This window comes from Actinomycetospora succinea, from assembly GCF_004363095.1.
GTDB lineage: Bacteria > Actinomycetota > Actinomycetes > Mycobacteriales > Pseudonocardiaceae > Actinomycetospora > Actinomycetospora succinea.
In genome coordinates this window covers 138,711-161,246 of the sequence record NZ_SNYO01000011.1, presented here as the reverse complement: position 1 = coordinate 161,246, position 22,536 = coordinate 138,711, and the positions used below count along the sequence as shown (strand labels likewise).

The following is a 22,536-nucleotide window of genomic DNA, read 5'->3' as shown; positions in this document are numbered from 1 at the left end:
GTTGGCCCCGGAATGCGCCGGACGCCGCCCGTTAGCCTCGGGCAGGTGAGCCGTGACGTCGAGATCCTCGCCGATCCCGCCGACGAGCCGGGCCTGGTGGACGAGTGGCGCGCCCTCGCCGAGGCCGCGGGCAACGCCTTCGTCTCCCCGGAGTGGTACGCCGCCTACGCCCGGCACTACGGGCAGGACGCTCCCCCGTTCGTGGTGCGGGTGCGCGACGGGGACGGGTCGCTCGCGGGGCTGCTGCCTCTGTGCCGCTCGGGGCGGACCGTGCGCTTCGCCGGCGCGAACGTCGGGGACCGCTTCACCCCGGTGGCCGCGGCGGGGCGCGAGGCCGAGGTCGCCCGCGCGGCCGCCGGCGCGCTGGGCCGCGAGGCCGTCGTGCTGCACAACGTCGACGCCGGCGCGCCGTGGATCGCGGCGCTGGGCGAGGGGCTGCGCGGCAAGGTCGCGGCGACCCGGCTGCGCGGCGGGGTCATGCCGTTCGTGCCGCTGACCGGGCACACGTGGGACTCGTTCCTCGGCGCGCGCAGCCGCAACTTCCGCCAGCAGGTGCGGCGCAAGGAGCGGGCGCTGGTCGACGGCCTCGGGGCCAAGGTGCGCGCGACGTCGACACCCGACGAGGTGACGCGCGACGTCGCGGAGTTCTTCCGGCTGCACAACCTGCGGTGGGACGAGCGCGAGGGCGGCTCGACGATCACCAGTCCCACGGTGCACGCGTTCCACGCCGACTTCGCCGCCGCCGCGCTGGAGCGGGGGTGGTTGCGGATGTCGTTCCTCGAGATCGAGGGGGTCGCGGTCGCGGCGCTCTACGCGTGGCGGATCGGCGGGCGCTACGCGTACTTCCAGGCGGGCTTCGACCCGGCGTGGGCGGAGAAGAGCGTCGGGCTCGTGCTCATGGCCCACACCGTGCGCGAGGCCATCGAGGAGGGCGCCGACGAGTACGACCTGCTCCTCGGCGACGAGACCTACAAGGCGCGCTTCGCCACCGACGAGCGCGCGGTGGAGACGCTGGTCGTGGCGGGCGCGCTCGACCCCACCCGCCTGCTCGCCCAGGTCGACGCCGGCGTCCGGCGCGCCACCGACGGCCTGTCGCCGGAGCTGAGGGCGCGCCTGCGCGACGCCGCCCGGCCCGTGCTCGCGCGCATGCCCGGGACACGCAAGCGCTGAGCGTGCCGTTACCGTCGACCGCCATGAGTCGACGGCTCCTCGTGCTCGGCTGGCACAACATCGACCCGACGCCCTTCTACCCCGCGGACCCCGGGGCCGGGCGGCGCGGCTTCGACCGCCAGCTCGCGGCGATCGACCGGCTGGCGACGGTCGTCCCGCTCTCCGAGGCGATCGACACGCTCGCCGCCGGCGGCTCGCTGCCGCCGCGGGCCGTGGCGCTGACCTTCGACGACGGCTACGCCGACTGGCTCGACGCGGCCGTGCCGGCCCTCGACCGGCGCGGCATGCACGGCACGTTCTTCCTGGTCTCGGACATCCTGTCCGGGCGCATCGGCGCCTGGTGGGAGGAGCTCGCGGACGCCTTCGACCGCTGCACCGCGACCTCGCTGGAGTGGGCCGGGCGCACGCACGACCTCACGACGCCCGCGGCCCGTCTCGGCGCCCAGGCCGCGCTGAAGGACGAGCTCAAGCTCGTCGACCGCGCGACGCGCGTCGAGGCGGTCGCCCGCATCGCCGAGCGGATCGCGCCGCCCCCGCCCGAGCGCGCGCCGATGTTCCTCGACTGGCCCGGCGCGAAGGCGCTCGCCGCCACCGGCCACGGCGTCGGCTCGCACACCGTCACCCACCCGATCCTCGCCCGCGAGGACGTCGACACCCAGCGCGAGGAGCTCGTCGAGAGCCGCCGGGCGCTCGAGCAGGGACTGGGCCAGACGGTGGATCTCCTCGCGTACCCGAACGGGAACGCGGGCGACTACGACCAGCAGACGATGGAGCTCGCGCGCGCCGCCGGGTACCGGGCCGCGGTCACCACCCGTCCGGGTCTCGTCGGGCCCCACGAGCCCCCGTTCGCGATGCACCGCGTCGTGCTCACGCCGCTCACCGACGTCGGCGAGCTGTTCGGCAAGGTCGCGCGCAAGGGCACGGGGCTCGCGCGGAAGGTCGTCAGGACGCTGGCGCCGACGGGCTGACGCGCGCCTCCCACGCCGAGGCGACGATGTCGTCGAGGTCGTGGCGGGCGCGCCACCCGAGCCGGTCGGCGATCCGGGACACGTCCGCGACGACCGACGCGGGATCGCCCGGGCGCCGCTCCGCGATCACCGGGTCGACGGGGCGGCCCGCGACCCGCGCGACGGTGGCCATCACCTCGAGCACCGAGTAGCCCCGCCCGACGCCGACGTTGAGGGTCTCGGCGCACGGCGCGTCGAGCAGTGCGGTCGCGGCGACGTGGGCGTCGGCGAGGTCGTCGACGTGCACGAAGTCCCGCACGCAGCTGCCGTCGGGGGTGTCGTAGTCGGTGCCGAACACCGTCGGCGCGCTGCCGTGGGCGACGGCGTCGAGCGCGATCGGCACGAGGTTGGCCTGGCCGCGGTCGGCGAGGCGCGCGTCGCGGGCGCCGGCGACGTTGAAGTAGCGCAGGGCGACGTAGCGCAGGCCGGTCGCGCGGTGGACGTCGGCGAGCAGCCACTCGCCGGCGAGCTTGGTGGTGCCGTACGGGTTCACCGGCTCGCACGGGTCGTCCTCGGCGACCGCGCCGCCCGCCGTCGCGCCGTACACCGCGGCGCTCGACGAGTAGACGAACCGCCCGACGCCGGCGCGGTCGCAGGCCGCGAGCACGCTGCGCAGGCCCTCGACGTTCTCGCGCCAGTAGTACAGCGGCCTCGCCACCGACTCGGGCACCTTCTTGCGGGCCGCGAAGTGCATGACGCCGTCGATCCGGTGCTCGACCAGGGCCGCGGCGACCGCGTCCTCGTCGAGCACGCTCGCCCGCACGAGCGGGACGTCGTCGTCGACGCGCTCGGTGAGCCCCGTCGAGAGGTCGTCGAGCACCACGACCGCGTCGCCGCGGGCCCGCAGCGCGCGCACGGTGTGCCCGCCGATGTACCCGGCGCCGCCGGTGACGAGCCAGCGTCCCCCCGCCACGCTCACTTCAGACGCCTCGGCGCCGCCGAGGCCCGCAGGGCCGGGGCGACGGGACGGCCCTCGAGCACCGCCTCGGCCCCGTCGGTGAGCGCCTTCTCGTAGGCGGGCAGCGCGCCCGCGACGGCGGCGACGGTCTGCTCGACGTCGGCGTCGGTGTGCGCCGCGGAGATGACGAACGACTGCCCGAGCACGCCGCGGCGCAGGAGCTCGGCGAGGAAGACCGTGCGCATCGGCTGCGACGGGCGCCCGTCGGCGTCGCGGGTGCGGAAGACCAGGCACGCCGGGTGGCCGACGACGTCGACGAACTCGGTGAGCCCGGCCGCGGCGACGACCTCGTTGCACGCCTCCGCGAGCTTGGTGCCCTGACGGCGCATGGTGGCGACCGGGTCCTCGCGGCGGTAGGCCTCGACGACGGCGCGGAACGCGGTGAGCCCGACCGTCTCGGGGCCGTGGGTGGTGGAGAGCAGGAAGACGCGCTCGGCGTCGGTGCGCAGCCCGCCGAGCTCCATCAGCTCCCGGCGCCCGGCGAGCGCCGACACCGGGAAGCCGTTGCCCATCGCCTTGCCCCACGTCGACAGGTCGGGCGTCACGCCGTAGACCGCCTGCGCGCCGTGCGCCGACCACCGGAAGCCGGTGATCATCTCGTCGAACACCAGCACCGTGCCCTGCGCGGTGCACAGCTCGCGCACGCCCTCGAGGAAGCCCGGGGCCGGGTCCTGCAGCGCCGTCGCGGCCTCCATGAACACCGCGGCGATGCGGCCGGGGTGCGCGTCGAAGAGCGCCCGCAGGGAGTCGAGGTCGTTGTAGACGAACCCGACCGTGCCCACGCGGGTGGTGGCGGGGATGCCGGCGTTCATCGGGGTGTTGCCGATGAACCAGTCGTCGGTGGAGAAGAAGGGCTGGTCGGCGACGGCGACCATGTCCCGCCCGGTGGCGGCGCGCGCGAGCTTGAGGGCGGCGGTGGTCGCGTCGGAGCCGTTCTTGGCGAACTTCACCATGTCCGCGCCCGAGACCAGGCCGAGGAAGTCCTCGGCGGCCTCCACCTCGAGGCGGCTGGGGCGCGAGAAGCTCATGCCGCGGTCGAGGACCTCGCGGACCGCCGCGGTCACCGGCTCGTACGCGTGCCCGAGCGTCACCGAGCGCAGGCCCATGCCGTACTCGACGAACTCGTTGCCGTCGGCGTCCCACACCCGCGCGCCGCGACCGTGCTCGATGATCGGCGTCATCGTCTCGGGGTACTGGTCCGACCCGCGCGCGTAGGTGTGCGCGCCACCCGGCACGAGGTCGTGCAGCCGGGCCTGGAGGCGGGCGGACTCGGTGAAGGCCGGTTGTGCAGGCGCCTGGGACGACGTCATGACCTCAGCTTCCCTGGTCGGCGAGCGGTGGCGGCGTCCAGGGTGACGAAGCCGTTGCTCCGCGCGGGAGCCTCGTCCCCCCGGACAGGTCGTGTCGTCATCTTCCGCTCCGCCGGGTCACGGGCGGGCAGCGGCCTACCACCCCGACGGCCCAACGGCCATCCCCCGGTCAAGAATGGACGACGACGACGTCCACACTGGTCCGCATGGCAGCACCGGTCGCACCTCCCGGAGCAGCGCAGCCCGCTCCGAACGGGCGCCACGCGCGGCGCGACGACGGCCTCGACGACGCCGTCGTGCCCCGGCGCTCCCGCCGGCGGCTCGCGGCCACGCCGCTGCGCCGCGTGCCCTGGCCCGTCGCCGCCGACCCGGACGCGGTGACGGCGACCCTCACGGAGGAGCCGCGGCACCGCGAGGCGGCTCCTGCGGCGACCTCGGCGACCGCGCTCCTGCCGGGATCGCCGGTGGCCCCGACGGTGCACGTCCCGGGGCTGCGGGCAGTGCCTCCCGGACCGGCGCCGGGGCCGGGTCCCGTTCCCGCGCCGCTTCCCGGTCCTGCGCCGATGCCCGCGCCCGCTCCGGTGCCGGTCCCTGCGGCCGGTCCTGGGCCGGTCTCGGCGGCCGGGCCCGCGCCGGTCTCCGCGGCCGGACCGCGCGGTCTCGCGCCGCCGCCGACCGTGCCGCCGCCCGGTGGGGGCGTCCCGGTGACCCCCGGGCCCGCGGGCCCGCCGCCGCGGCGGGCGCCGATCCACCGCGACCGCGTGCCCGGCACGCCCGTCGCCGACCGCCGACCGGTCTGGGGCCCGCCGCAGCCCGTGCGCTGACGCGACCGGCACGGTCGGCGCGCCCGCGGGCGCGATCCGCCTGCTTGACGTGCCCTTCGCCGTGATCGCGTGGCCCGCCGCTGGCAGAGTCGTGGTGGTGGGCGGGTCCGAGGTGTCGCGACGGATCACCCGGCTCGTGTGGGACATGCGCCGCGACGGCCCCTACCGCGCGCCCCGCGGGTCCGAGCTCGCCGCCCTGGACGCGCTCGCCGACGCCGTCGCCCGCGGGGACCACGCCGCCGCCACGGAGGCCGGCGCACCCCTGGGCCTCGCCGCGACCCGCGAGGGCGACCGGCTGCTGCTCCTGTCCGGGAACGGCGACGAGCGGGCGTGGCTGGCGATCGTGCTGCGAGCCGTGCCGCGTGCCGTGGTCGAGGTCCCGCACCCCAACGCCGACCTCGCCACCGAGCTCGTCGGGCTCGCCCTCGCCGAGCGCCGCCCGGACGTGCTGTACCTCCAGGCCGGCGCGCACCGGATCGCCGGCGCGCCGCCCGAGGCCCGCGACCGCGTCGACTGCCCCGCCGACGTCTCGTCCCGTGACGATGCCCCGTTCTCCCGCGTCGCCGACGTCCTGGTGCGCCGGGGCCTCCCGCAGATCCAGCTCCACGGCTTCGCCGACCGCGACGGCGTCGACGTCGTCCTCTCGCCCGGCGCGGCGCCGGAGGGCGCGCTGCTGACGGCCGTGCGGGAGCGGCTCGCGGACGCGGGGGAGCGGGTCGGGGAGGGCGACGACGAGCGGTGGAGCGACCTGCTGGGCCGCCGCAACGTGCAGGGGCGCGCGGCGGCGCGGGCGGGGACCGCCTTCGTGCACCTCGAGCTGTCGCGGTCCCTGCGCCGGGACGCCGACCGGCGCGACGCCGTCGCCGCGGCGCTCGACAAGGCGCTCGACGCGACGTAGGGCGTGCGTGACGGGTCGAGGCGGGCACCTCATTCGTGGGGATGCTTCGGTTCCCGAAGCGTTTCCGTCGGAGCGAGGACGCTCCTTCTGAGCGCGACCCTTGTCGGGCCGTCGCCGAGGCTCCTCACCGGGTCGATCGGCGAGACATATGGTCAAGATCGCGTCGAGACCGACCGTCCGACTCGACGCGATCATGCGCGTAGCTCGGCCGGAGCCCTCGGTCGGGGAATCGGGTCGAGGACGCGGCCGTCCCCACCTGGCATGCCGGCCCGTCCCGCGACCGCGATCCATCAGACCCCCGTCCTACGGGAAGAGGGCCCGCACGGTTCCGGGGCCGGGCCGTCCGGCGCGAACAGCACGACGGCGTCGTCGAAGCCGGCGTCGGCGTAGCGCCGCAGGGTCTCGCGGGTGCGCCCGGGATCGCCGGACACCGGGACCGCGCACACGATCGCCCGGCCGCCGCCGGCGGCGCGGTACCGCTCGTGGGCGGCGATCACGTCGTCGACGCTGCTCCGGTAGCCGGAGGCGAGCCAGCCGTCGAACTCCCTCGCCGCCCTCTCCACGTTGGCGCCCCACGAGCCGAGCAGCAGCGGCGGGACCGGCAGGCCCTCGGTGTTCTCGGCCAGCAGCAACCGGACAGACTCTCGAACCCCGCGTCCACGAGCCGGCGCGCCCAGTCGGCCACGGGGAACGGCGGACCCGGCGCGAGGTGGACGAGCGTCGCGCCCAGGCGCATCGACCCTCCCGGTGAGCTGGCGGATTTCCTGACGTTCAACGTCAGCGTGGCCGCCACGCTGGAACACCCCGTGCCTCGCCACCGACGACAGCGGGGCCGGCCGGGAACAGTGTCCCGGCCGGCCCCGTGTGCCGTGCGTCAGCGCCCGATGCGTGTCAGCGCTTGATGCGGAAGATGCCCCAGGCGAGCTGGCCGCTCTTGCCGCCGTTCACCCAGTTCTTCAGGCCCGTCTTCATGTTCGAGATGTACTCGTCGGAGATGGCGCCCTTGAACTTCGGCTCCGCCGCCTCGAGCTCGCTCAGCACACGCCCGTAGTGGGTCGTGAGCTGCTGCGTGTGGTCCTCGAACTCGACGGTGTTGTACCCGCGCTTCGCGAACTCCTGGCGGTAGAAGCCCGGCGACCCGAGGGTGTCGAGGTGTAGGCGCGCGAGGATCGGCGTCAGGGCCGAGACGTCGGCGCCGTCGGCGGCCATCGGGTCGGTGAACACGACCTGGCCGTTCGGCTGGAGCACCCGGTCGATCTCCTCGACGACCTGGGCCCGCTCGCCGGAGTGCAGGAACGCGTCCTGCGACCAGACGATGTCGTAGTAGTTGTCCTGCACCGGCATGCTCTCGAACGACCCGTCGACGACGTCGACGAGGTGGTCGAGACCCTGGGCGCGGTTCTTCTCGCGGTTGCGCTCGTTCTCGACCTCGGAGAGGTTCAGGCAGGTCACGTGGCAGCCGAACTTCTTGGCCAGCCACCGGGCCGACCCGCCGTAGCCCGCGCCCATGTCGAGGATGCGCGTCTCCGCGGTGATCTCCAGGCCCTCGGCCATGCGCTCGACGGTGCGCTGCGAGGCCGGCGCGATGGCCTCGTCGGGCGAGTTGTAGAGCCCGACGTGGATGTCCTCGCCGCCCCAGACCTCGTGGTAGAAGGTGTCGGCGTCGGTCGAGTTGTAGTAGTCGCGCGCGGTGTGGACCGCGGTCGAGTAGCTCTCGCTCAATTCGTCATCCGGTCGGTAGGTCTTCTCCGCGACGTGGATCCAGAAGTCGGGGCTCTCGGTCCCGTAGGTCTCCTGGAAGTCGCCGTACGAGTCGATCTTCTGGAACCCGACCTCGCGCATGAGCCGGCGCACGTAGTCCTTGCGCAGCGGGAACATGTTGAGGTGGTACACGGAGCCGTCGTCGTGGAACGTGTACCGGAACCGGGCCAGCCCGTCGTCGATGTACTCGGGCTCCGCGGTGACCGTGTCGCCGCAGTAGAAGTACTTGTGCTTCGACGAGAACCCGTTGTCGAGGATCTCGTCGTAGTTGCGCTGATCGAGGATCAGCACGCCGTCGTGCTTGAGCATCGCGTAGAACTCGGCGAGGGCCTTGCGGCGGTCACGCTCGTTGAACAGGTGCGTGAACGAATTGCCGAGGCAGATGATCGCGTCGTACTCGCCGTGGACGTCGCGGTTCAGCCAGCGCCAGTCGGCCTGGACGACCCGCAGCACGTGCCCGTGCTGGCGGCCGTTCTCGAACGCCTTCGCGAGCATCTCCGCACTGCCGTCGGCGGAGACGGTCTCGAAACCGCCCTTGAGGAGCTGCACGGAGTTGAACCCGGTGCCGGTGGCGACGTCGAGGACCTTCTCGACCCCACGGGCGCTCAGCTGGTCGATGAAGAACGAGCCCTCACTGGCGGCGCGTCCCTCCCAGCCGATGTAGTCGTCCCACTTGTCCACGAACCCCTTGACGTACTCCTCTTGGTAGTGGTTCGTGTCTCGGACCTCGTTCGGGTTCTCGCCGAACTCCTGATGAACATCGGCCTCGGTGTACTCGTCGAGGCCAGCCGCGGTGTCGGGGCTCCGGTCTGCGGCTGCGGTCATGTGTCCTCCGGACGTCGGTGACGCTTCCGGGGAGACGACGCTAGGCAGAGTCGGGCCTCCTCGGAAGCGCCCCCGAGTTCGTACGGTCGACAGAATCGATACAGTCCGGACCCCGCCGGCTCCGGCGAAAGGCGCCATCAGCGCTGCTCTGACCGGGTGTGCGGCGGCCCGGATCTCCGTGACCACATCGTGCTGTGATGGCCAGCACGTTTCCTCCGGAATACGGAACCCGGGGGCACGACCACGCTGTGTCGCCGACCGGTTACCCGCTCGGCTCGACGATCACCGTCCTGTTGGCGCTCGCCGGACCCGGCAGCTGGCGGCCGTCCGGCCCGACGTCGTTGACGTAGCCCGGGAACTCGCTGCCGACCCCCCGCGTGCTGATCCGGTCCGCCGGCGCCCCGAGCTCGGCCAGCAGCGACTTCACCGCCTCCGCCCGCCGGGCCGAGAGGTCGACCTGGCCCTGGAGGGCGCCGGCGCGGGCGCTGGTGCCCGTGAGGGCGAGGCGGCGCGTCGGTGATTCCCCGACGAATTGCGCGAACGGTGTGAGAACGGCGCGCGCGGCGTTCCTGTCGCGGAACTCGGCGGTGTCGGGCTGGAAGCCGACGGAATTGTCGTCGGGAAGGGTGGTGGCCTGTCCCGGCGTGATCGTCGGGGGCGGCGGGACGTCGACGAGGCTCACCGGCGGCACGTCGCTCGGGGCGTCGCCGCCGCGGGGCTCGTCGACGACGGCCACGCAGGACGCGCCGCCCGCCTCGGCGACCGCGGTCCACAGCGCCACGAGGGAGGACCGCTGGGCGGGGCTCAGCGCCGTCTGGGGCTCGGCGACGTCCCCGAGGCCGGCCAGCACCACGGTGACGCCCTGCAGGCCCGGCAACGCGTTCGTCGCGCGCAGCGCCTCGACGGTCTCCGCGGGCGGGGCGTCGAGCAGGCCGCGCTGGCGGAAGTCGAGCGGCGCGACGGTGGAGAGCCCGGAGTCGACGAGGACGACGGTGCCGGGACGGTCGCCGCCGGCGGAGCGGCCCGCGAGGTCGAGCGCGGACAGGACGTCGGCCTCGGGCGCCCGGGCGCGCAGCCCGGTCAGCGCCTCGCCGAAGCCGTTCAGGAACTGGTTGCGGTCGTCCTCGGCGGCGATGCCGTTGCCGGCGTCGGTGGTGAACGTGTCGCTGCCCGCCGAGGTCGGCCGCCCGTCCAGGTCGATCAGCGTCACGCGGGGCCGGTAGTCCTGGTCGACCGCGCGCGTGAGCACCGAGACCGTCGCGTCCTGGACGCTCTGCGGCAGGCCCGGCGCCGGTGAGTTCGCGCGGCCCGACACCGCGAACGCCAGCGGGCCGACCGGCACCGGGCACGACAGCCCGCCGCCGCCCCCGCCGGCGAACCCGCCGCCGGCGTCGTCACCGCTCGAACAGCCGGCGAGCAGCGCCACGGCGAACACCAAGGGCAGGACGGCCCGCCGGTGGGTCAACGAGGGTCTCCGTTCGGGGTCGAGTCGACGGTGGTGAACGGCCGCATCCCGTCGCGCACCTCGCGTGGCGCCTCCTCGCCGGGCACCACGTCGGTGGCCGGCGTGAACAGCGGGAAGGGCGAGACGCCGGTGAGGCCGTCGGTGACCGACGGGTCGGCCTTCTTCGACGCCATCAGGGTGCGGGCGTAGTTCTGCAGCTCGAGCATCTCGGCGGTGACCTGCTGGCGGGCCGCGCGCCAGCGCTGGTCCTCGCGCTCGCGCTCGTTCTCCTGCTGGCGCAGGGCCTCGCGGGCGCGCTCGAGCTCGGCGCGGCTGGCCCGCTCGCGCTCGGTCGCGTCGCGCAGACGGCGCTCGGCGCGGCGCAGCGCGCTCGCGACGGGGTTGAACGACACGAACGTCGCGATCATGGCGGCCGTCCCGCTGGCGAGGAACAGCGCGCCGAAGAGCAGGGCCGGCAGCAGGGCGGTCAGGTCGACGTCGCTCGACGAGCCGCCGAAGCCACCGCCGCCGAACCCGCCGCCACCACCACCGAAACCGCCGCCCCCGGACCCCCCGGAGCCGAACCCGCCCCCCGACGACGCGTCCCCGAACCCGCCCGACGACGTGCTGCTCGGGGTGAACAGCCGCGTGTAGAAGGCGGCGGCGCCGAGCGTCAGCCAGGTGACCGCCGCGAGCACGGTGAGGACGACCGACGCCCGCGGGTCGCCGCAGCGACGCCGCGCGAGGCCCTGTCCGACGAGGTGGGCGAGGCCGACCGCGGCCGCGGCGAACCCGACCGTGCCGACGGCGATGAGCAGCGGCGAGCCCCGGAAGACCCGGGCGAGCACGACGTAGAAGGCCGCGATGTCGCCGCCGATGGCCAGCAGGACGATCACGAGCGCGAGGTGGTCCTCGCGCGAGCGCTTGATCATCAGCGTGGCGTCCCGGTACGACCGGGCGCGCCCGCTCATCGACCGGCCTCGAGCGGTCCGGTGGGGGCGTCCTCGTCCGCGTCGTCCGGGGGCTCCCCGAGTCGCTCGCGCGCCTCCGCGTAGTCGCGGCGGGCGATCTCAAGGGCACGGCGGTCGCGCTCGTGGGCGGCCTCGGCGCCGGCGAGCTGCTGGCGGGCGCCGCCGACGAGCCGGTCGATGACGGCGTGGTGGTCGGCGTGCTGGGTGTCGACGCGTGCGAGCCAGCCCGACGCGATCGAGGCGATGAGCGGGTCGAGGGCCCGCCCGCTGCCCTCGTCGACGCCGCTGAGCAGGCCGTCGACCAGGGCGCGGACCCGGCCGCGCGCCTCGGAGACGTCCGGCGTGGGCTGGTTGGGGTACGGCATCGGGCCCACGCGGTCGGCCGCGTAGACCTGCGCGAACCGGTGCTCCTCGGGCGTCCCGGCGCCCGTGGGGATGTTGGACAGGCGGGCGCCGGAGGTGCGGGCGGCCGTGGCGCGGCGCCGGGGCCAGGGGCTGCGGGCCATGGCTACTCCTGTCCGGGCTGGTCGGCGGGGTGCTGGTGCACGGGCGGTCGGGGCGTCGGTATGCCTGTCGGTGGCGAGACGGGACCCGTTTCGGGTGCCGCCGGATCGGCGGCCTCGGCGGCGGCGACCCACTCGGGCACGACGGGGTGGCGGTCGACGAGCGCGGGCCCGATGCGGTCGCCCGCGGGGTGGCGGCGCACGAGGTGGCGTTCGTAGGCGCTGACGCGGCGCATGACGCGGGCGTGCAGGCGTCGCACGCGGGTCGCGGCGGCGAGCTCGCAGGAGCGGATCGTGCTGCCCAGGCGGGCGTACTCGGCGCGCATCTGGGTCAGCTGGGCGTGCAGGCGGGCCGCCTCGTCGACCAGCGGGCGCCGGCGCGCCTCGTGCTCGCGGGCCCGGCGGGCGGCGACGACGTCGGCGGCGGTGTGGGTCTCACCGCCGCGGCGCACGGCGAGCTGCGCGGCGTCGAGCAGGACGGGGATCGCGTCGAGGCTCGCCCGCGCCCGGGCGAGCGCGTCCTCGGTGGCGGGCAGGCGCACCGCGAGCCCGGCGCGGGACTGGTGCATGGGGGCGGTCTCGCGGTCGAGCCGCAGCCGCTCGCGGTGCACGCGGGCGAGGAAGTCCTGGTGGTACTCCTCGAGCGCCGGCGTGCCCGCCGGCCGTCCCGGTTCGAGGCTCGGCAGGCCGGCGCGCCCGTCGGCGCGGGCCTGGCGCCGGTCGCCCCACCGGGCGAGGACGCCGTAGGAGACCGCGCGCGCCGCGGTCGCGCGTCGCGAGGGGCGGGCCGAGCCGGCCGGGCCCCGGGAGGACGGCGTCTCCGCGGTCATGGAGCAAGCCGTTCCACCTGGCGTTCCTTCCCCCGTCGCCCGGTGGAGTGACGGGCGCCTGCCCCGAGTCTAGGCCGCGCGGGCGCCGACGCAGATGTCGATCACGGTTCGGACCGGATCCCCCTGGCCGCCGGGCGCAACGCCCGGGGTCGGTTCGTGGACGACACGCCGCCCGGACCCTCACCCGAAGGGGCGGAAATCGGCGGCCACCGGTGCACCTCGATCGGACGAAGCCCACCGTTCGACCTGGGGTTTCGCCGACCGCCCAGCCTCTGGCCCTCGCGGCAGACGGGTTAAGGATTGGGCCAGATGGTCGATATCTCGGGGGTGCAGAACGCAGTGGAGCCGGTGAGCGACATGACCGCGCCGCACCCCGCGCTCCCCGGCTGGTCCGGGGGCCTCGGGCCCGCCGAGGTGGTCGCGGGGGTCGGGCGCACGGAGCTGGTGGACGCCGTCGAGGAGGCGGTGGTCGCCGAGGTGGCGGCGCGCGTGACGGAGGCGAGCGACGCCCTCCTGGACTACGAGCGCCACGGCGCGGCCGGGCCCGCCGGGGCCGAGCCGCGCGAGCTGCGCCGGCCCGTGGACCTCGAGGTCGTGATCCCCGCCTACAACGAGTCCGGACGCCTGCCCGCGACCCTCACCGCGATGGTCGCGTTCCTCTCGGAACAGCCGTGGACCTCCCGCGTCGTCGTCGTCGACAACGGCAGCGTCGACGACACCGCCGCGTCGGTGCTCGCGGTCGACGGGCGCGCCTGCAACGTGGCGACCGGCTGGTGCGTCGAGGTCGTGGCGATCGGCTGCTCGCGCGCCGGGAAGGGCGCCGCGGTCTACCGCGGCCTGCGGACCAGCCGCTCGCGCTTCGTCGGGTTCACCGACGCCGACCTCTCCACCCCGATGGAGACGTTCCGGCCGGTCATGGACGCCCTCGAGGGCGGCGCGGCCGCGGCGATCGGGTCGCGCCACGCCCCCGGGGCGCAGATCGCCACCCGCCAGCCGCTGGGCCGCCGCCTCGGCGGAGCCGCCTTCCGCGCCGTGTCCCGCCCGCTGCTGCCCGGCGTGCGCGACACCCAGTGCGGCTTCAAGTTCTTCGACCGCGCCGCCGTGCAGTCCGCGCTGTGGCGCTCGCGCTCGGTCGGGTTCGCGTTCGACGTCGAGCTGCTGCGCCACGTCCGCGACGACGGGGGCCGGATCGTCGAGATCCCCGTGACGTGGACCGACGCGGCCGGCTCGAGCCTGCGCCCGGTCCGCGACGGCCTGGCCGCGTTCAGCGCCGTCGCCCGCCTGCACGCCCAGCTCGGCGGCGGACGTCCCGAGCGGCCCCTCGACGAGGTCGTCGCCGCCACGCCCCGCCGCACCAGCACCACGCCCACCGCCGCCCTCCGCGCCGCCGGGAGCCCCGCATGACGACGATCGAGACCAGCCCCGACACCGCCCCCGCCGTCCTCGTCGGCGGCCGCGCCCTGTCCCGCCTCGCCGGGAAGCGCATCCTCGTCCTCAACTGGCGCGACGTCCGGCACTCGCAGGCCGGCGGCGCCGAGGCCTACGCCCACGAGATCTCGACCCGCTGGGCTGCGGCGGGCGCCGAGGTCACCTGGCTGACGGCCCGCGACGCGGGCCAGTCGGCGCGCGACGAGATCGACGGCGTGCAGATCCGGCGCGCGGGCGGCACGTTGTCGGTCTACCTGCGCTCGGCGATGGACCTCGTCCGCCACGGCGGCGGGTTCGACGCCATCCTCGACTGCCAGAACGGCATCCCGTTCTTCTCGCCGCTGTTCACCCGCGGGGACGTCCCGGTCGTGCAGGTCGTGCACCACGTGCACCAGGACCAGTTCGCGACCCGCTTCTCGACGGCCGGCGCCGCGGTCGGGCGGCTGCTCGAGGGCCGCGTCGCCCGCCGCGTCTACCAGGGGCGCCGCACGGTGGCGGTGTCCGCGTCGACGCGCCAGGAGATGCGCCGCCGGCTGAAGGTCCGCGACGTCATCGAGGTCGTGCCCAACGGGTGCGCCGGGCGCCCGGGTGCCGGAGAGCGCGAGCCACGACGGGCCGCGACCCCGACCGTCGTCGTCACCAGCCGCCTGGTGCCGCACAAGCGCCTCGACCTGCTGCTGCACGCCGTCTCGGCCGCCCTGCCCGACGTGCCCGACCTCGCCGTCGAGGTCATCGGCGGCGGCCCCGAGCTCACCGACCTGCGCCGCATGGCCGTCGAGCTCGGGCTCGGCCGGGTCGTGCGCTTCCACGGCCGCCTGCCCGACGACGAGCGTGACGAGCTCATGAGCACCGCCTGGCTCACCACCAGCACCTCGGAGGGCGAGGGCTGGGGCTGCGTGGTCCTCGAGGCCGCCGCCGAGGGCGTGCCCTGCCTCGCGCTGCGGGCGCCCGGCATCCGCGACTCGGTGGTCGACGGCGGCACCGGCTGGCTGGTCGACGGGGTCGACGACCTCGCCGCCGCGCTGCCGCGCGTGCTGCGCGAGCTGGCCGACCCGGTCCGCGCCCGCGACGTCGCCGAGGACTGCCGCTCCTGGGCGGGCTGCTTCTCCTGGGACCGCTCCGCCGAGCTCCTCGCCGGCGTGGTCGTCTCCGAGATCAGCGGGTTCCACCGCACCGGCGCGGAGGACACGCACCTGCCGCCCGCGGACCGCTCGCTGCTGCGGCGCGCGGCCACCCGCCGCCAGGCCCGCTCCGACATGACGACGCTCGCGCGCTTCGAGCACGACGACCCGGCCGCCGCGGCCGCCGCGCTGCGCCTGACCGACGAGTGCGCGGTGCGCGGGAACCAGATCACCGCCCTGCTGCGCGGCTGCGACGAGGTCGACGCGCTCGCGACCCTCGCGCGCATCGGGGCCCACGACCCGCGCGTGCGCCTCGCCTCGCGCCACGAGCTGCTGGGCGGGCCCGCGCTCGTGGAGTCCCGCGCCGCCCGTGGACGCGGCCGATGACCGGGGTCGTCCCGGAGATCGTCCCCCCGGTCGCCGCCGTGGCCCCCCCACCGGCGACCGGGGCGGGCACCACGCCGGCCCCCGCGCAGACCGGGGGCCACGCGACGCTGCTCTCGGCGTCGGCGGGCCTCGTGGGCCTGCTGAGCTACGCGTGCACGCTCGTGATGGCCCACCTGCTCGCGCCGGCGGAGTACACGGCGTTCGCGGGCGCGGCGGCGCTCGTGGGTACGGCCGGCGTCGCCTCGGCCGCACTCGTGCCGCTACCGCTCGCCCACGTCGTGCGCGCGCACCCCGCGGGCAGCGCGGCGCGCCGCGACGCCCTGACCTTCGCGACCGCGGTGTCGGTGCTGGTCGGGCTCGCCGCGGGCGTCGTGCTCGGCGCGGTCGTGGCCGGGTTCGCGGCCGCGGCGACGGCGCTGGCGGCCGGGCTCTCGGCATGGGCGCTGTTCGCGATCGCGCCGGTGTGGGGCCGGCTGCAGGGCGAGTCGCGGTTCGCGCGCTACGCCCTGCTCACCGTCGCAGAGGTCGCGGTGCGCCTCGGCGTCAGCGTCGGCGCGGTCCTGCTCGGGGCCGGCGCGGCGGGTGCGGTCGGCGCGTTCGCGGCCGGCGCGGTCGTCGTGCTGCTCGCGGCGGGACGCTCGCGCGGGGCCCGGGCTGGGGGAGCGAGGGACGCCCTCGCTGCCTCCCACGCAGCGAACGACGCCCTCGCTCCCCACGACACGGGCCTCGCGCGCCTGCGCCGCATCCTCGGCGACCGCGCGCGCTGGGCCGAGACCGGCGGGGTCGCCGCCGTGCAGCTCGTGCTCTCGACGCTCGCGGCCGCCGACGTCGTCGTGGTCGCGAACGTCGCCGAGTCGCGGGTCGGCGTCGTCGCCGCGGCCGGGTACCAGGCCGTGGCGACGCTTGCCAAGGCGCCGGTGTACGTCGCGGTCGGCACGGCCCTCGTGAGCTTCCCCGTGCTGCGTGCGCTTCCCCGCCGCGGCGCGGAGGAGGCGAGGGACCGGGCCCTGCGCGAGGCGCTGACCACCTTCGTCCGGCTGGCCGTGCCCGCGGCCGCGGTCGTGGCGACGGTGCCGCCGGTGATCGTGGGCCTGGTCCTGCCCGCCGCCTACACGCCGTCGCTGGCGCTCCTGCCGCCGCTCGCGCTCGCCGGTCTCGGGCTGGGCGCGACGACCGTGCTGGCGACGCTGCTGCTGGCCGTCGGGGCGCGGCGCTCGTTGGCCGTCGCGCTCGTCCTCGCCACCGTCGCGCTCGCCGCCGGGATCGCCGCCGGCCTCGCCGACGGCGCGCCGGGTCTCGCCACCGGGACCGCGGCGGGCGCGCTGGGCGGCGCGCTGCTGCTCACCGTCCTCGGCGTGCGCCACCACCCGCGCACCGGCCGCGCGGGCGCCGGCCTCGTCGCCTGGGTCGTGCGCGGGCTGCTCTGGGCCGCGGTCGCCGTCGGCCTGCTGGGGGTGACGCGCCCGCTGCTGCCGCTGTGGCTGCTCGCCGTCGTCGTGCTCGGGGTCGGCGTCGTCGGGCTGCCCGTCATCACCGGCCGCCTGCGCGCCGCCGTCGACCCGAAGGGCGAGCTGCGGCCCGCGCCGGGCGGGATGCACGTGCTGCACCTCGCGTTCGAGGACCCGAAGATGCCGGGCTCGGGCGGCGGGGCCAAGCGCACAGCGGAGATCGACCGCCGGCTCGCCGCCGCCGGGCACCACGTCACCGCGGTCACCCAGACCTTCCCGGGCGCGCGCGACCGCACCGAGTTCTTCGGCGACGGGGTCCTGCGCTGGGTGCACGTCGGCGTCGGGCGCGGCGGGAACCGGCTCACCCGCCTGCTCGGCTACGTCGCGGGCCTGCCGTTCGTGGTGCGCGGCGTCGAGGCCGACGTGGTGATCGAGGACTTCTTCGCGCCGATCTCGTCGCTGTCGGTGCCGCGGTTCTCGCCCGCGCCGACCGTCGGGATCGTGCAGTGGCTCAACGCGCGCGAGAAGTCCCGCCAGTACAAGCTGCCGCTGCACTGGATCGAGCGCTTCGGGGTGCGCAGCCACCGTCGGCTGATCGGGATGTCGCAGGGCGTCGCGGACGCGCTGCTCGCGACGAACCCGCGCGCCGAGGTCGCCGTCATCGGCAACGGCGTCGACCCGCAGGCCTTCCGCGAGCGGCGCCGGGGACCCGGCACCGACGTGGTCTTCGTCGGGCGCCTCGAGATCGCGCAGAAGGGCCTCGACCTGCTCGTCGACGCCTGGGCGCGCGTCGCCGGCCGGATCGGCGGGCGCCTCGTGCTCGCCGGGACCGGCCCCGACGAGGCCGCGCTGCGCGAGCGCGCCGAGCGGCACGGGGTGGGCGACAGCGTGGTGTTCGCCGGCTGGGTGTCCGGCGAGGACAAGTACGACCTCGTCGCCAACGCCCGGCTCGCCGTCGTCCCGTCGCGGTTCGAGACCTTCGGCATCGTCGCCGCCGAGGCGCTGGCGTGCGGCACGGCCGTCGTCGCCTACGACATCCCGTGCCTGCGCGAGGTCGTGCGCAGCGAGGCCGGCGTGCTCGTGCCCTACCTCGGCGACCACGCCGCCGACGTCACGGCGCTCGCCACCGCGCTGCGGGCCGTGGCCTGCTGCGAGGGCCTGCGCGAGGCCGCCGCCGAGCGCGGACCGGCACTGGCCGCCGTCCACGACTGGGACGCGCTGGCCCGCACCCAGGAGTGCGTCCTGCGCGCGGCCGCCGGCCTGCCGCCGGCCCCCGTCGTCGACGAGATCCCCGATCCCGAGGAGGGACCCGTCACCACCCGCTTCCCGCGACCCGACCTCGTCCCCCGTCCTGCTGAGGAGCCGACATGACCGCCGGCGCCGCCCGCAGCGGGTCGTTCGCCGCCCTCGTGCCGCTCCGCGAGCAGCCGGCGCGCGACCCCATCACCCGCACGCTCCACCCGGAGCGCGACCACGACCCCCTCCCGACCTGCGGCCGGAGCAGGCGGACCATCCGCGAGCGCGGGCGCCGGGAGGAGCGCGGCACGGGCGGGCGGACCCGGCAGATCGTCTTCTGGGTGCTGCTCGCCCTGCTGTGCGCGGGCACGGTCGCGCTGCGCGCCTGGCACCAGAGCTCGGCGTACGAGCTGTTCATGGACGAGATCCAGTACGCCGACGTCGGCAACTCGTTCGCCCTGGGGCACGGGCCGGAGCTCTTCGGCGAGCCGTTCTTCCTGCACCCGCCGCTGCTGTTCGCGCTGTTCGGCCTGTTCATCGACCAACCCGTCGACCACATGACGGTGCAGTTCGTCCTCGGCCTGCGCCCGATCGAGCTGATGTTCGGCGCGGCGAACGTGCTGCTGGTCGTCGGCGTCGCCCGCCGGGTCGTCGGGCCGTGGGCGGCGCTGCTGGCGGGCCTGGTCTACGCGCTCGACCCGTTCGTCGTGCGCTTCGACAGTCGCCTCATGATCGAGGCGCCGATGATGTTCGGGATCCTCGCCGGCATCCTCGCGCTGCTCGTCGCGGTCGACCAGCCGTCGCGGCGGGCACGGTTCACCTGGCTCGCGATCGGCGGCCTCGCCTGGGGCATCGCGATCACCACGAAGAGCACGGCGGCGCTGATCACCGCGTTCCCGCTGCTCATCATGATCGCGACGTCCTGGGGACTACGGCGCAAGGAGGCCATCAGCGTCCTCGCGGTCCAGTGCTCGGTGTACGCCACCTACGTCGTCTGGGTCCTCGCCACGGGCAACATCGGGCCCTGGTTCGAGCAGACGATCGCCGGGACGCTGCGCGCGATCGGCATCCTCAAGCAGACCGGCTTCAACTCCGGGCACGCCCCGTCGTTCGTCGACCGCCTGCTGGTCCAGGGCGTCTGGTTCTTCCCGTCGTACCTGCTCATCGGCGTCGCCTGCACCTACGCGGCCTACCTGCTGTTCATCGGCTGGCGCTCGCTGCGCGTCACCCGCGAGCAGCGCGGCGCGCACGGCCGCCGCACCCGCGGGGCGCACGCGCTGCACGGCGACGGCGACGACCTCGGCCTGCTGACCTGCTGGCTGGCCGGCGTGCTCGCCGCGATCGTCTACACGTTCGGCCTCGGCGAGGTCGAGGAGCAGACGTTCTACCTGCTCGCGGTCCCCTCCACGGTCGTCGTGGCCATGCTGCTGACGCAGATGGCGTCGTGGCAGGGCGCCGGGCGCACGGCGCTCACCGTCGTCGTGACCCTCGTGCTGACCTCCTCGGCGATCATCTGGTTCAACCTCCGGACAGAACGTGACGACACGTATCTGCAGTTGGTGGAGTACATGTACGCGAACATCGACGTCCAGAACGAGGTCGCGGTCGGGGAGCACACCGCACAGTTCGTGCTCCCCGGGTTCGGGATCCACGAGCTGACGTCCGTCGACGACGCCCGCGCGACCTTCTCGCGCTACGGCATCGTGTCGACCGAGCTCACGGAGCTGGGCCTCGCGCCCGCGTCGCCGGAGCTCGTCGACGAGCTCTCCCGGCGCTACACGCTCGTGTTCACCGCGCACGGGCGCACGGCCGGCGACCTGCGGCTCTACGACCTCAACCAGCCGCTCGACGGCACCCCGCCGGTCGCCCCGGGGCCGCCGCGATGAACGCACCCCCGAAGAAGTCCAAGGGCCTGATCCGGAGCCTCGTCGGCATCCGGGGCTACCTGTCGATCGTGGTCGTCGCGGTGCACCTCGCGCCGTTCGCGATCGCCCTCGTGCCGCTCACCGCGCCGTTCTTCCTGCCGATCTGGCACCACGCCTACGTCGCGCTGGACCTGTTCTTCGTGCTGTCCGGCTTCGTCATCACCGCCGGCTACCGCGGGGTGTTCGCGCGCTGGCCGGGCTGGGGCGCGTTCGGGAAGTTCCTGTGGGCGCGCCTGTCGCGGTTCTACCCGGTGCACCTCGCGGTGCTCGCCGTGCTGGTCGGGGCCGTCCTCGGGGCGCGGGCGATCGGCCGGGAGATCCCGCACGGCGGCGACCTCGGGATCGACCTGCTGCGCCAGATCACGCTGACCTCGGGCTGGGGCGGCGCGGACGCGCTGACCTGGAACGGGCCGGTGTGGTCGCTGTCGGCGGAGTGGTTCTGCTACCTGCTGATCCCGCTGCTCCAGCCGCTCGTGCTGCTGCTGCGGACCCGCACGGCGTGCGTCCTCGGCTACCTCGTGGCGTGCGCGATCCCGCTGGTCGCCTACTCGGTCATCGGGTTCGACGACGGGACGATCACCTACGCGATGCCGCTGCCCCGCGCGCTGGGCTTCTTCCTCGCCGGGGCGTGCCTCCAGCAGCTGGTGCAGGTCGACCGCCGCCTGCCCGCGCTCGCGGGCCGGTTCACCGGGCCGATCGCCGTGCTCGGGTTCGGGCTCATCGTGCTGGCCTCGACCCTCGAGGTCTCGACGATGTACGCGCTGCCCGTGGTCGGCCTGACGGTCCTCGCGCTCGGCGAGGAGCGCGGGTGGCTCGACCGCGTGCTGTCGACGAGGGCGAGCCTCTACGGCGGCGAGATCAGCGTCGCGATCTTCCTGACCCACGTGCCGTGGCTGCTCGGGGCGTCGCTGCTGATCAACCCGCGGACCTTCCCCGGGCACTGGGGCTGGCTCGGCATCGCGCTGCTGCTCGTCGGCGTCGGGGTGTGCGGGTGGCTCGCGTTCGTGCTCGTCGAGAAGCCCGGCCAGCGGTTCATGCGCTCGCTGGTCAAACGGCCGGCCAAGGCGCCGACGCAGTCGGTGGAGGAGAAGACCGAGGCGGTGGTGGAGGCTCCCGAGTCCGCCTCGTCAGGGCCTCGCCGGTGAGGTTCCGGGCGCTCGGGGCGGGGCTCGCCGGCGTCCTGCTGCTCGCCGGCGCGGCGTGCCCGTCGTACGCCGACCCGGCGCCCGTCGAGCCCGCCTGGGGCGTCGTCGACTCGGCCTGCGCCCCCGACCGGCTCGCCGCGCAGCGCGGCGCGGGGCTGTCGGTGGCCGTCGTCGACGCGCACTGGGACCGGCTGCAGCCCCGGCCCGGAGCGTTCGAGCCGGCGGCCGCGGCGGGTCTCGCCGCGCGGGTCACGCGGTGCCTCGACGCCGGGATGCGCGTGGTGCTCGGGTCGGGCGCGCAGTACCCGCCGTCGTGGGTGCGCGACCTGCCCGACGCCCTGCTGCGCGACCAGCACGGCGGTGTCGCCCGCACCGGCGGCGTCGACCTCGTGTTCGCCGCCGCGCCCCGCGCCGCCCTCGACGACTACCTCACCCGCCTGGTCGCCGCCGTCCCCGCGACGCGGCTGACCGGCGTGCGGGTGGGCACGAGCGCGGCCGGCGAGATCGGCTACCCGGGCCCGCACGAGTCCGGGTACGGCGTCACGTCGTGGTGGGCGTTCGGTGCGCCCGCGCAGACGGGGCGGGACCTCGCGCCCGGCCAGCAGCCGTCACCGCTGCCGGGCTGGGCGCCGGGGAGCGCGCAGTGGGAGGGCCGCGCGGTCACGGCGGTGGACGCCGGGCGGTGGTTCGGCTGGTACTCGGGCGCGCTGGTCGAGGCGCTCGCCGCGCAGGCCCGGGTGCTGCGCGGGGCCGGGTTCGCCGGCGAGGTGCACCTCCCGGTACCGGGACGCGGCGTCCTGCCCGCGGACCGGTCGGTGGCGGTCGGCTCGCTGCTCGACGGGCACGGCGACCGCGACGGATCGCTGCACCGCGGCCTCGACCACGTCGCCGCGATGCCCGGGATCGCCGCCGCGGTGCCGGGCCCCGTGGTCGTCGACCTGACGTCGGTCGACGACGCCACCGCCGTGCGCGCGCGGGCCCTCGACCCGCCCGAGGACACGTGCCGGCCGGAGGACCCCGCCGTCGCGCTCGACCCGACGGTGCGCGTGGAGCGGTGGTCGAACCTGCGCTTCGCCCGCGCGCAGGCCGCGCGCGCCGGGCTGCCGGTCGTCGGCGAGAACCCCGGTCCGCCGGGCGAGACCACGGGCGGCGCCGCCGACTCCGACCAGGAGGCCGAGCAGGTGCGCCGGGCCCCGGGGTACGCGCGGAACTGCGGGCTGGCGGCGTTCACCCTCGCGTTCGAGGAGGACCTGCACACGCCGCGCTCCGGGGTGACGCTCGCGGACTACGTGGCGGCGATGCTGCGCACGTGAGTGAAACGGGTCGCCCTGGCGACCCATTTCAC

At 75.5% G+C, this 22,536-nt stretch carries 18 protein-coding genes; 10 read left to right on the top strand and 8 right to left on the bottom strand.

What is annotated here, in order from left to right:
• The first annotated feature begins 45 nt into the window (after positions 1-45).
• Both EV188_RS27065 and EV188_RS27060 read left to right on the top strand, forming a co-directional pair.
• Complete coding sequence (locus EV188_RS27065) at positions 46-1,170, top strand: GNAT family N-acetyltransferase (protein ID WP_133829443.1); 1,125 nt, start codon at positions 46-48, stop codon at positions 1,168-1,170.
• 23 nt (positions 1,171-1,193) lie between these two features.
• Positions 1,194-2,138 carry a polysaccharide deacetylase family protein gene (locus EV188_RS27060; RefSeq protein WP_133829442.1) on the top strand — a complete coding sequence of 315 codons (945 nt, stop codon included), beginning with the start codon at positions 1,194-1,196 and terminating at the stop codon, positions 2,136-2,138.
• Here the strand turns inward: EV188_RS27060 and galE are convergent.
• Both galE and EV188_RS27050 read right to left on the bottom strand, forming a co-directional pair.
• Positions 2,113-3,096, bottom strand: coding sequence for a UDP-glucose 4-epimerase GalE (gene galE, locus EV188_RS27055; RefSeq protein WP_243742027.1), 984 nt, complete (start codon positions 3,094-3,096; stop codon positions 2,113-2,115). The genes EV188_RS27060 and galE overlap by 26 nt on opposite strands.
• On the bottom strand, positions 3,093-4,445 hold the full coding sequence (locus tag EV188_RS27050; protein WP_133829440.1) for a glutamate-1-semialdehyde 2,1-aminomutase: 1,353 nt from the start codon (positions 4,443-4,445) through the stop codon (positions 3,093-3,095). The genes galE and EV188_RS27050 overlap by 4 nt, the downstream gene beginning before the upstream one ends.
• 206 nt (positions 4,446-4,651) lie before the next feature.
• On the opposite strand from EV188_RS27050, the gene EV188_RS32005 reads away from it, so the two are divergent.
• Both EV188_RS32005 and EV188_RS27040 read left to right on the top strand, forming a co-directional pair.
• Positions 4,652-5,269 (top strand): hypothetical protein, encoded by a 618-nt coding sequence (locus EV188_RS32005; RefSeq protein ID WP_166660113.1) that lies wholly within the window; start codon positions 4,652-4,654, stop codon positions 5,267-5,269.
• Between the two features lie 97 nt (positions 5,270-5,366).
• A complete protein-coding gene (locus tag EV188_RS27040) occupies positions 5,367-6,167 on the top strand; it encodes a hypothetical protein (protein ID WP_133829438.1) in 801 nt (266 codons plus the stop codon).
• Between the two features lie 290 nt (positions 6,168-6,457).
• Here EV188_RS27040 and EV188_RS27035 read toward each other — a convergent pair whose 3' ends face one another.
• The 6 genes from EV188_RS27035 to EV188_RS27010 all read right to left on the bottom strand — a co-directional run bounded on the left by EV188_RS27035 (position 6,458) and on the right by EV188_RS27010 (position 12,501).
• Entirely contained in the window at positions 6,458-6,799 is a 342-nt protein-coding gene (locus EV188_RS27035; RefSeq protein ID WP_243742026.1) for a hypothetical protein, read from the bottom strand.
• 259 nt (positions 6,800-7,058) lie between these two features.
• Positions 7,059-8,753: a glycine/sarcosine N-methyltransferase gene (locus tag EV188_RS27030; protein ID WP_133829437.1), complete on the bottom strand. Its 1,695-nt coding sequence runs from the start codon at positions 8,751-8,753 to the stop codon at positions 7,059-7,061.
• 262 nt (positions 8,754-9,015) lie between these two features.
• Positions 9,016-10,218: an OmpA family protein gene (locus tag EV188_RS27025; RefSeq protein WP_133829436.1), complete on the bottom strand. Its 1,203-nt coding sequence runs from the start codon at positions 10,216-10,218 to the stop codon at positions 9,016-9,018.
• Entirely contained in the window at positions 10,215-11,168 is a 954-nt protein-coding gene (locus EV188_RS32320) for a hypothetical protein (RefSeq protein ID WP_208114387.1), read from the bottom strand. The genes EV188_RS27025 and EV188_RS32320 overlap by 4 nt, the downstream gene beginning before the upstream one ends.
• Positions 11,165-11,674 (bottom strand): beta/alpha barrel domain-containing protein, encoded by a 510-nt coding sequence (locus EV188_RS27015; RefSeq protein WP_133829435.1) that lies wholly within the window; start codon positions 11,672-11,674, stop codon positions 11,165-11,167. Before EV188_RS27015 ends, EV188_RS32320 begins: the two co-directional genes overlap by 4 nt.
• A gap of 2 nt (positions 11,675-11,676) precedes the next feature.
• The gene (locus tag EV188_RS27010) at positions 11,677-12,501 is read right to left on the bottom strand and encodes a hypothetical protein (RefSeq protein ID WP_133829434.1); all 825 of its coding nucleotides are present in this window, start codon (positions 12,499-12,501) and stop codon (positions 11,677-11,679) included.
• A 357-nt stretch (positions 12,502-12,858) separates the two neighbouring features.
• Here EV188_RS27010 and EV188_RS27005 point away from each other — a divergent pair, with 357 nt between their 5' ends.
• Genes EV188_RS27005 through EV188_RS26980 form a run of 6 tightly spaced genes read left to right on the top strand, consistent with a single transcriptional unit; the run spans position 12,859 to position 22,504 of the window.
• On the top strand, positions 12,859-13,905 hold the full coding sequence (locus tag EV188_RS27005; protein WP_243742032.1) for a glycosyltransferase: 1,047 nt from the start codon (positions 12,859-12,861) through the stop codon (positions 13,903-13,905).
• Positions 13,902-15,437: a glycosyltransferase family 4 protein gene (locus tag EV188_RS27000; RefSeq protein ID WP_133829433.1), complete on the top strand. Its 1,536-nt coding sequence runs from the start codon at positions 13,902-13,904 to the stop codon at positions 15,435-15,437. Before EV188_RS27005 ends, EV188_RS27000 begins: the two co-directional genes overlap by 4 nt.
• Positions 15,434-18,256 (top strand): glycosyltransferase family 4 protein, encoded by a 2,823-nt coding sequence (locus EV188_RS26995; RefSeq protein ID WP_133829432.1) that lies wholly within the window; start codon positions 15,434-15,436, stop codon positions 18,254-18,256. The genes EV188_RS27000 and EV188_RS26995 overlap by 4 nt, the downstream gene beginning before the upstream one ends.
• Positions 18,253-20,007 carry an ArnT family glycosyltransferase gene (locus EV188_RS26990; protein WP_133829431.1) on the top strand — a complete coding sequence of 585 codons (1,755 nt, stop codon included), beginning with the start codon at positions 18,253-18,255 and terminating at the stop codon, positions 20,005-20,007. Before EV188_RS26995 ends, EV188_RS26990 begins: the two co-directional genes overlap by 4 nt.
• Positions 20,004-21,191 carry an acyltransferase family protein gene (locus EV188_RS26985; RefSeq protein ID WP_133829430.1) on the top strand — a complete coding sequence of 396 codons (1,188 nt, stop codon included), beginning with the start codon at positions 20,004-20,006 and terminating at the stop codon, positions 21,189-21,191. The genes EV188_RS26990 and EV188_RS26985 overlap by 4 nt, the downstream gene beginning before the upstream one ends.
• Positions 21,188-22,504, top strand: a complete 1,317-nt coding sequence (locus EV188_RS26980; protein WP_133829429.1) for a beta-galactosidase — start codon at positions 21,188-21,190, stop codon at positions 22,502-22,504. The genes EV188_RS26985 and EV188_RS26980 overlap by 4 nt, the downstream gene beginning before the upstream one ends.
• The last annotated feature ends 32 nt before the right edge of the window (positions 22,505-22,536 follow it).

Bases quoted from the DNA above. Each gene is read 5' to 3' on its own strand.
- EV188_RS27060 (WP_133829442.1), top strand. From the start codon at position 1,194: ATGAGTCGACGGCTCCTCGTGCTCGGCTGGCACAACATCGACCCGACG.
- EV188_RS27050 (WP_133829440.1), bottom strand. From the start codon at position 4,445: ATGACGTCGTCCCAGGCGCCTGCACAACCGGCCTTCACCGAGTCCGCC.
- EV188_RS32005 (WP_166660113.1), top strand. From the start codon at position 4,652: ATGGCAGCACCGGTCGCACCTCCCGGAGCAGCGCAGCCCGCTCCGAAC.
- EV188_RS27030 (WP_133829437.1), bottom strand. From the start codon at position 8,753: ATGACCGCAGCCGCAGACCGGAGCCCCGACACCGCGGCTGGCCTCGAC.
- EV188_RS32320 (WP_208114387.1), bottom strand. From the start codon at position 11,168: ATGAGCGGGCGCGCCCGGTCGTACCGGGACGCCACGCTGATGATCAAG.
- EV188_RS27015 (WP_133829435.1), bottom strand. From the start codon at position 11,674: ATGGCCCGCAGCCCCTGGCCCCGGCGCCGCGCCACGGCCGCCCGCACC.
- EV188_RS27010 (WP_133829434.1), bottom strand. From the start codon at position 12,501: ATGACCGCGGAGACGCCGTCCTCCCGGGGCCCGGCCGGCTCGGCCCGC.
- EV188_RS27005 (WP_243742032.1), top strand. From the start codon at position 12,859: ATGACCGCGCCGCACCCCGCGCTCCCCGGCTGGTCCGGGGGCCTCGGG.
- EV188_RS27000 (WP_133829433.1), top strand. From the start codon at position 13,902: ATGACGACGATCGAGACCAGCCCCGACACCGCCCCCGCCGTCCTCGTC.
- EV188_RS26995 (WP_133829432.1), top strand. From the start codon at position 15,434: ATGACCGGGGTCGTCCCGGAGATCGTCCCCCCGGTCGCCGCCGTGGCC.
- EV188_RS26990 (WP_133829431.1), top strand. From the start codon at position 18,253: ATGACCGCCGGCGCCGCCCGCAGCGGGTCGTTCGCCGCCCTCGTGCCG.
- EV188_RS26985 (WP_133829430.1), top strand. From the start codon at position 20,004: ATGAACGCACCCCCGAAGAAGTCCAAGGGCCTGATCCGGAGCCTCGTC.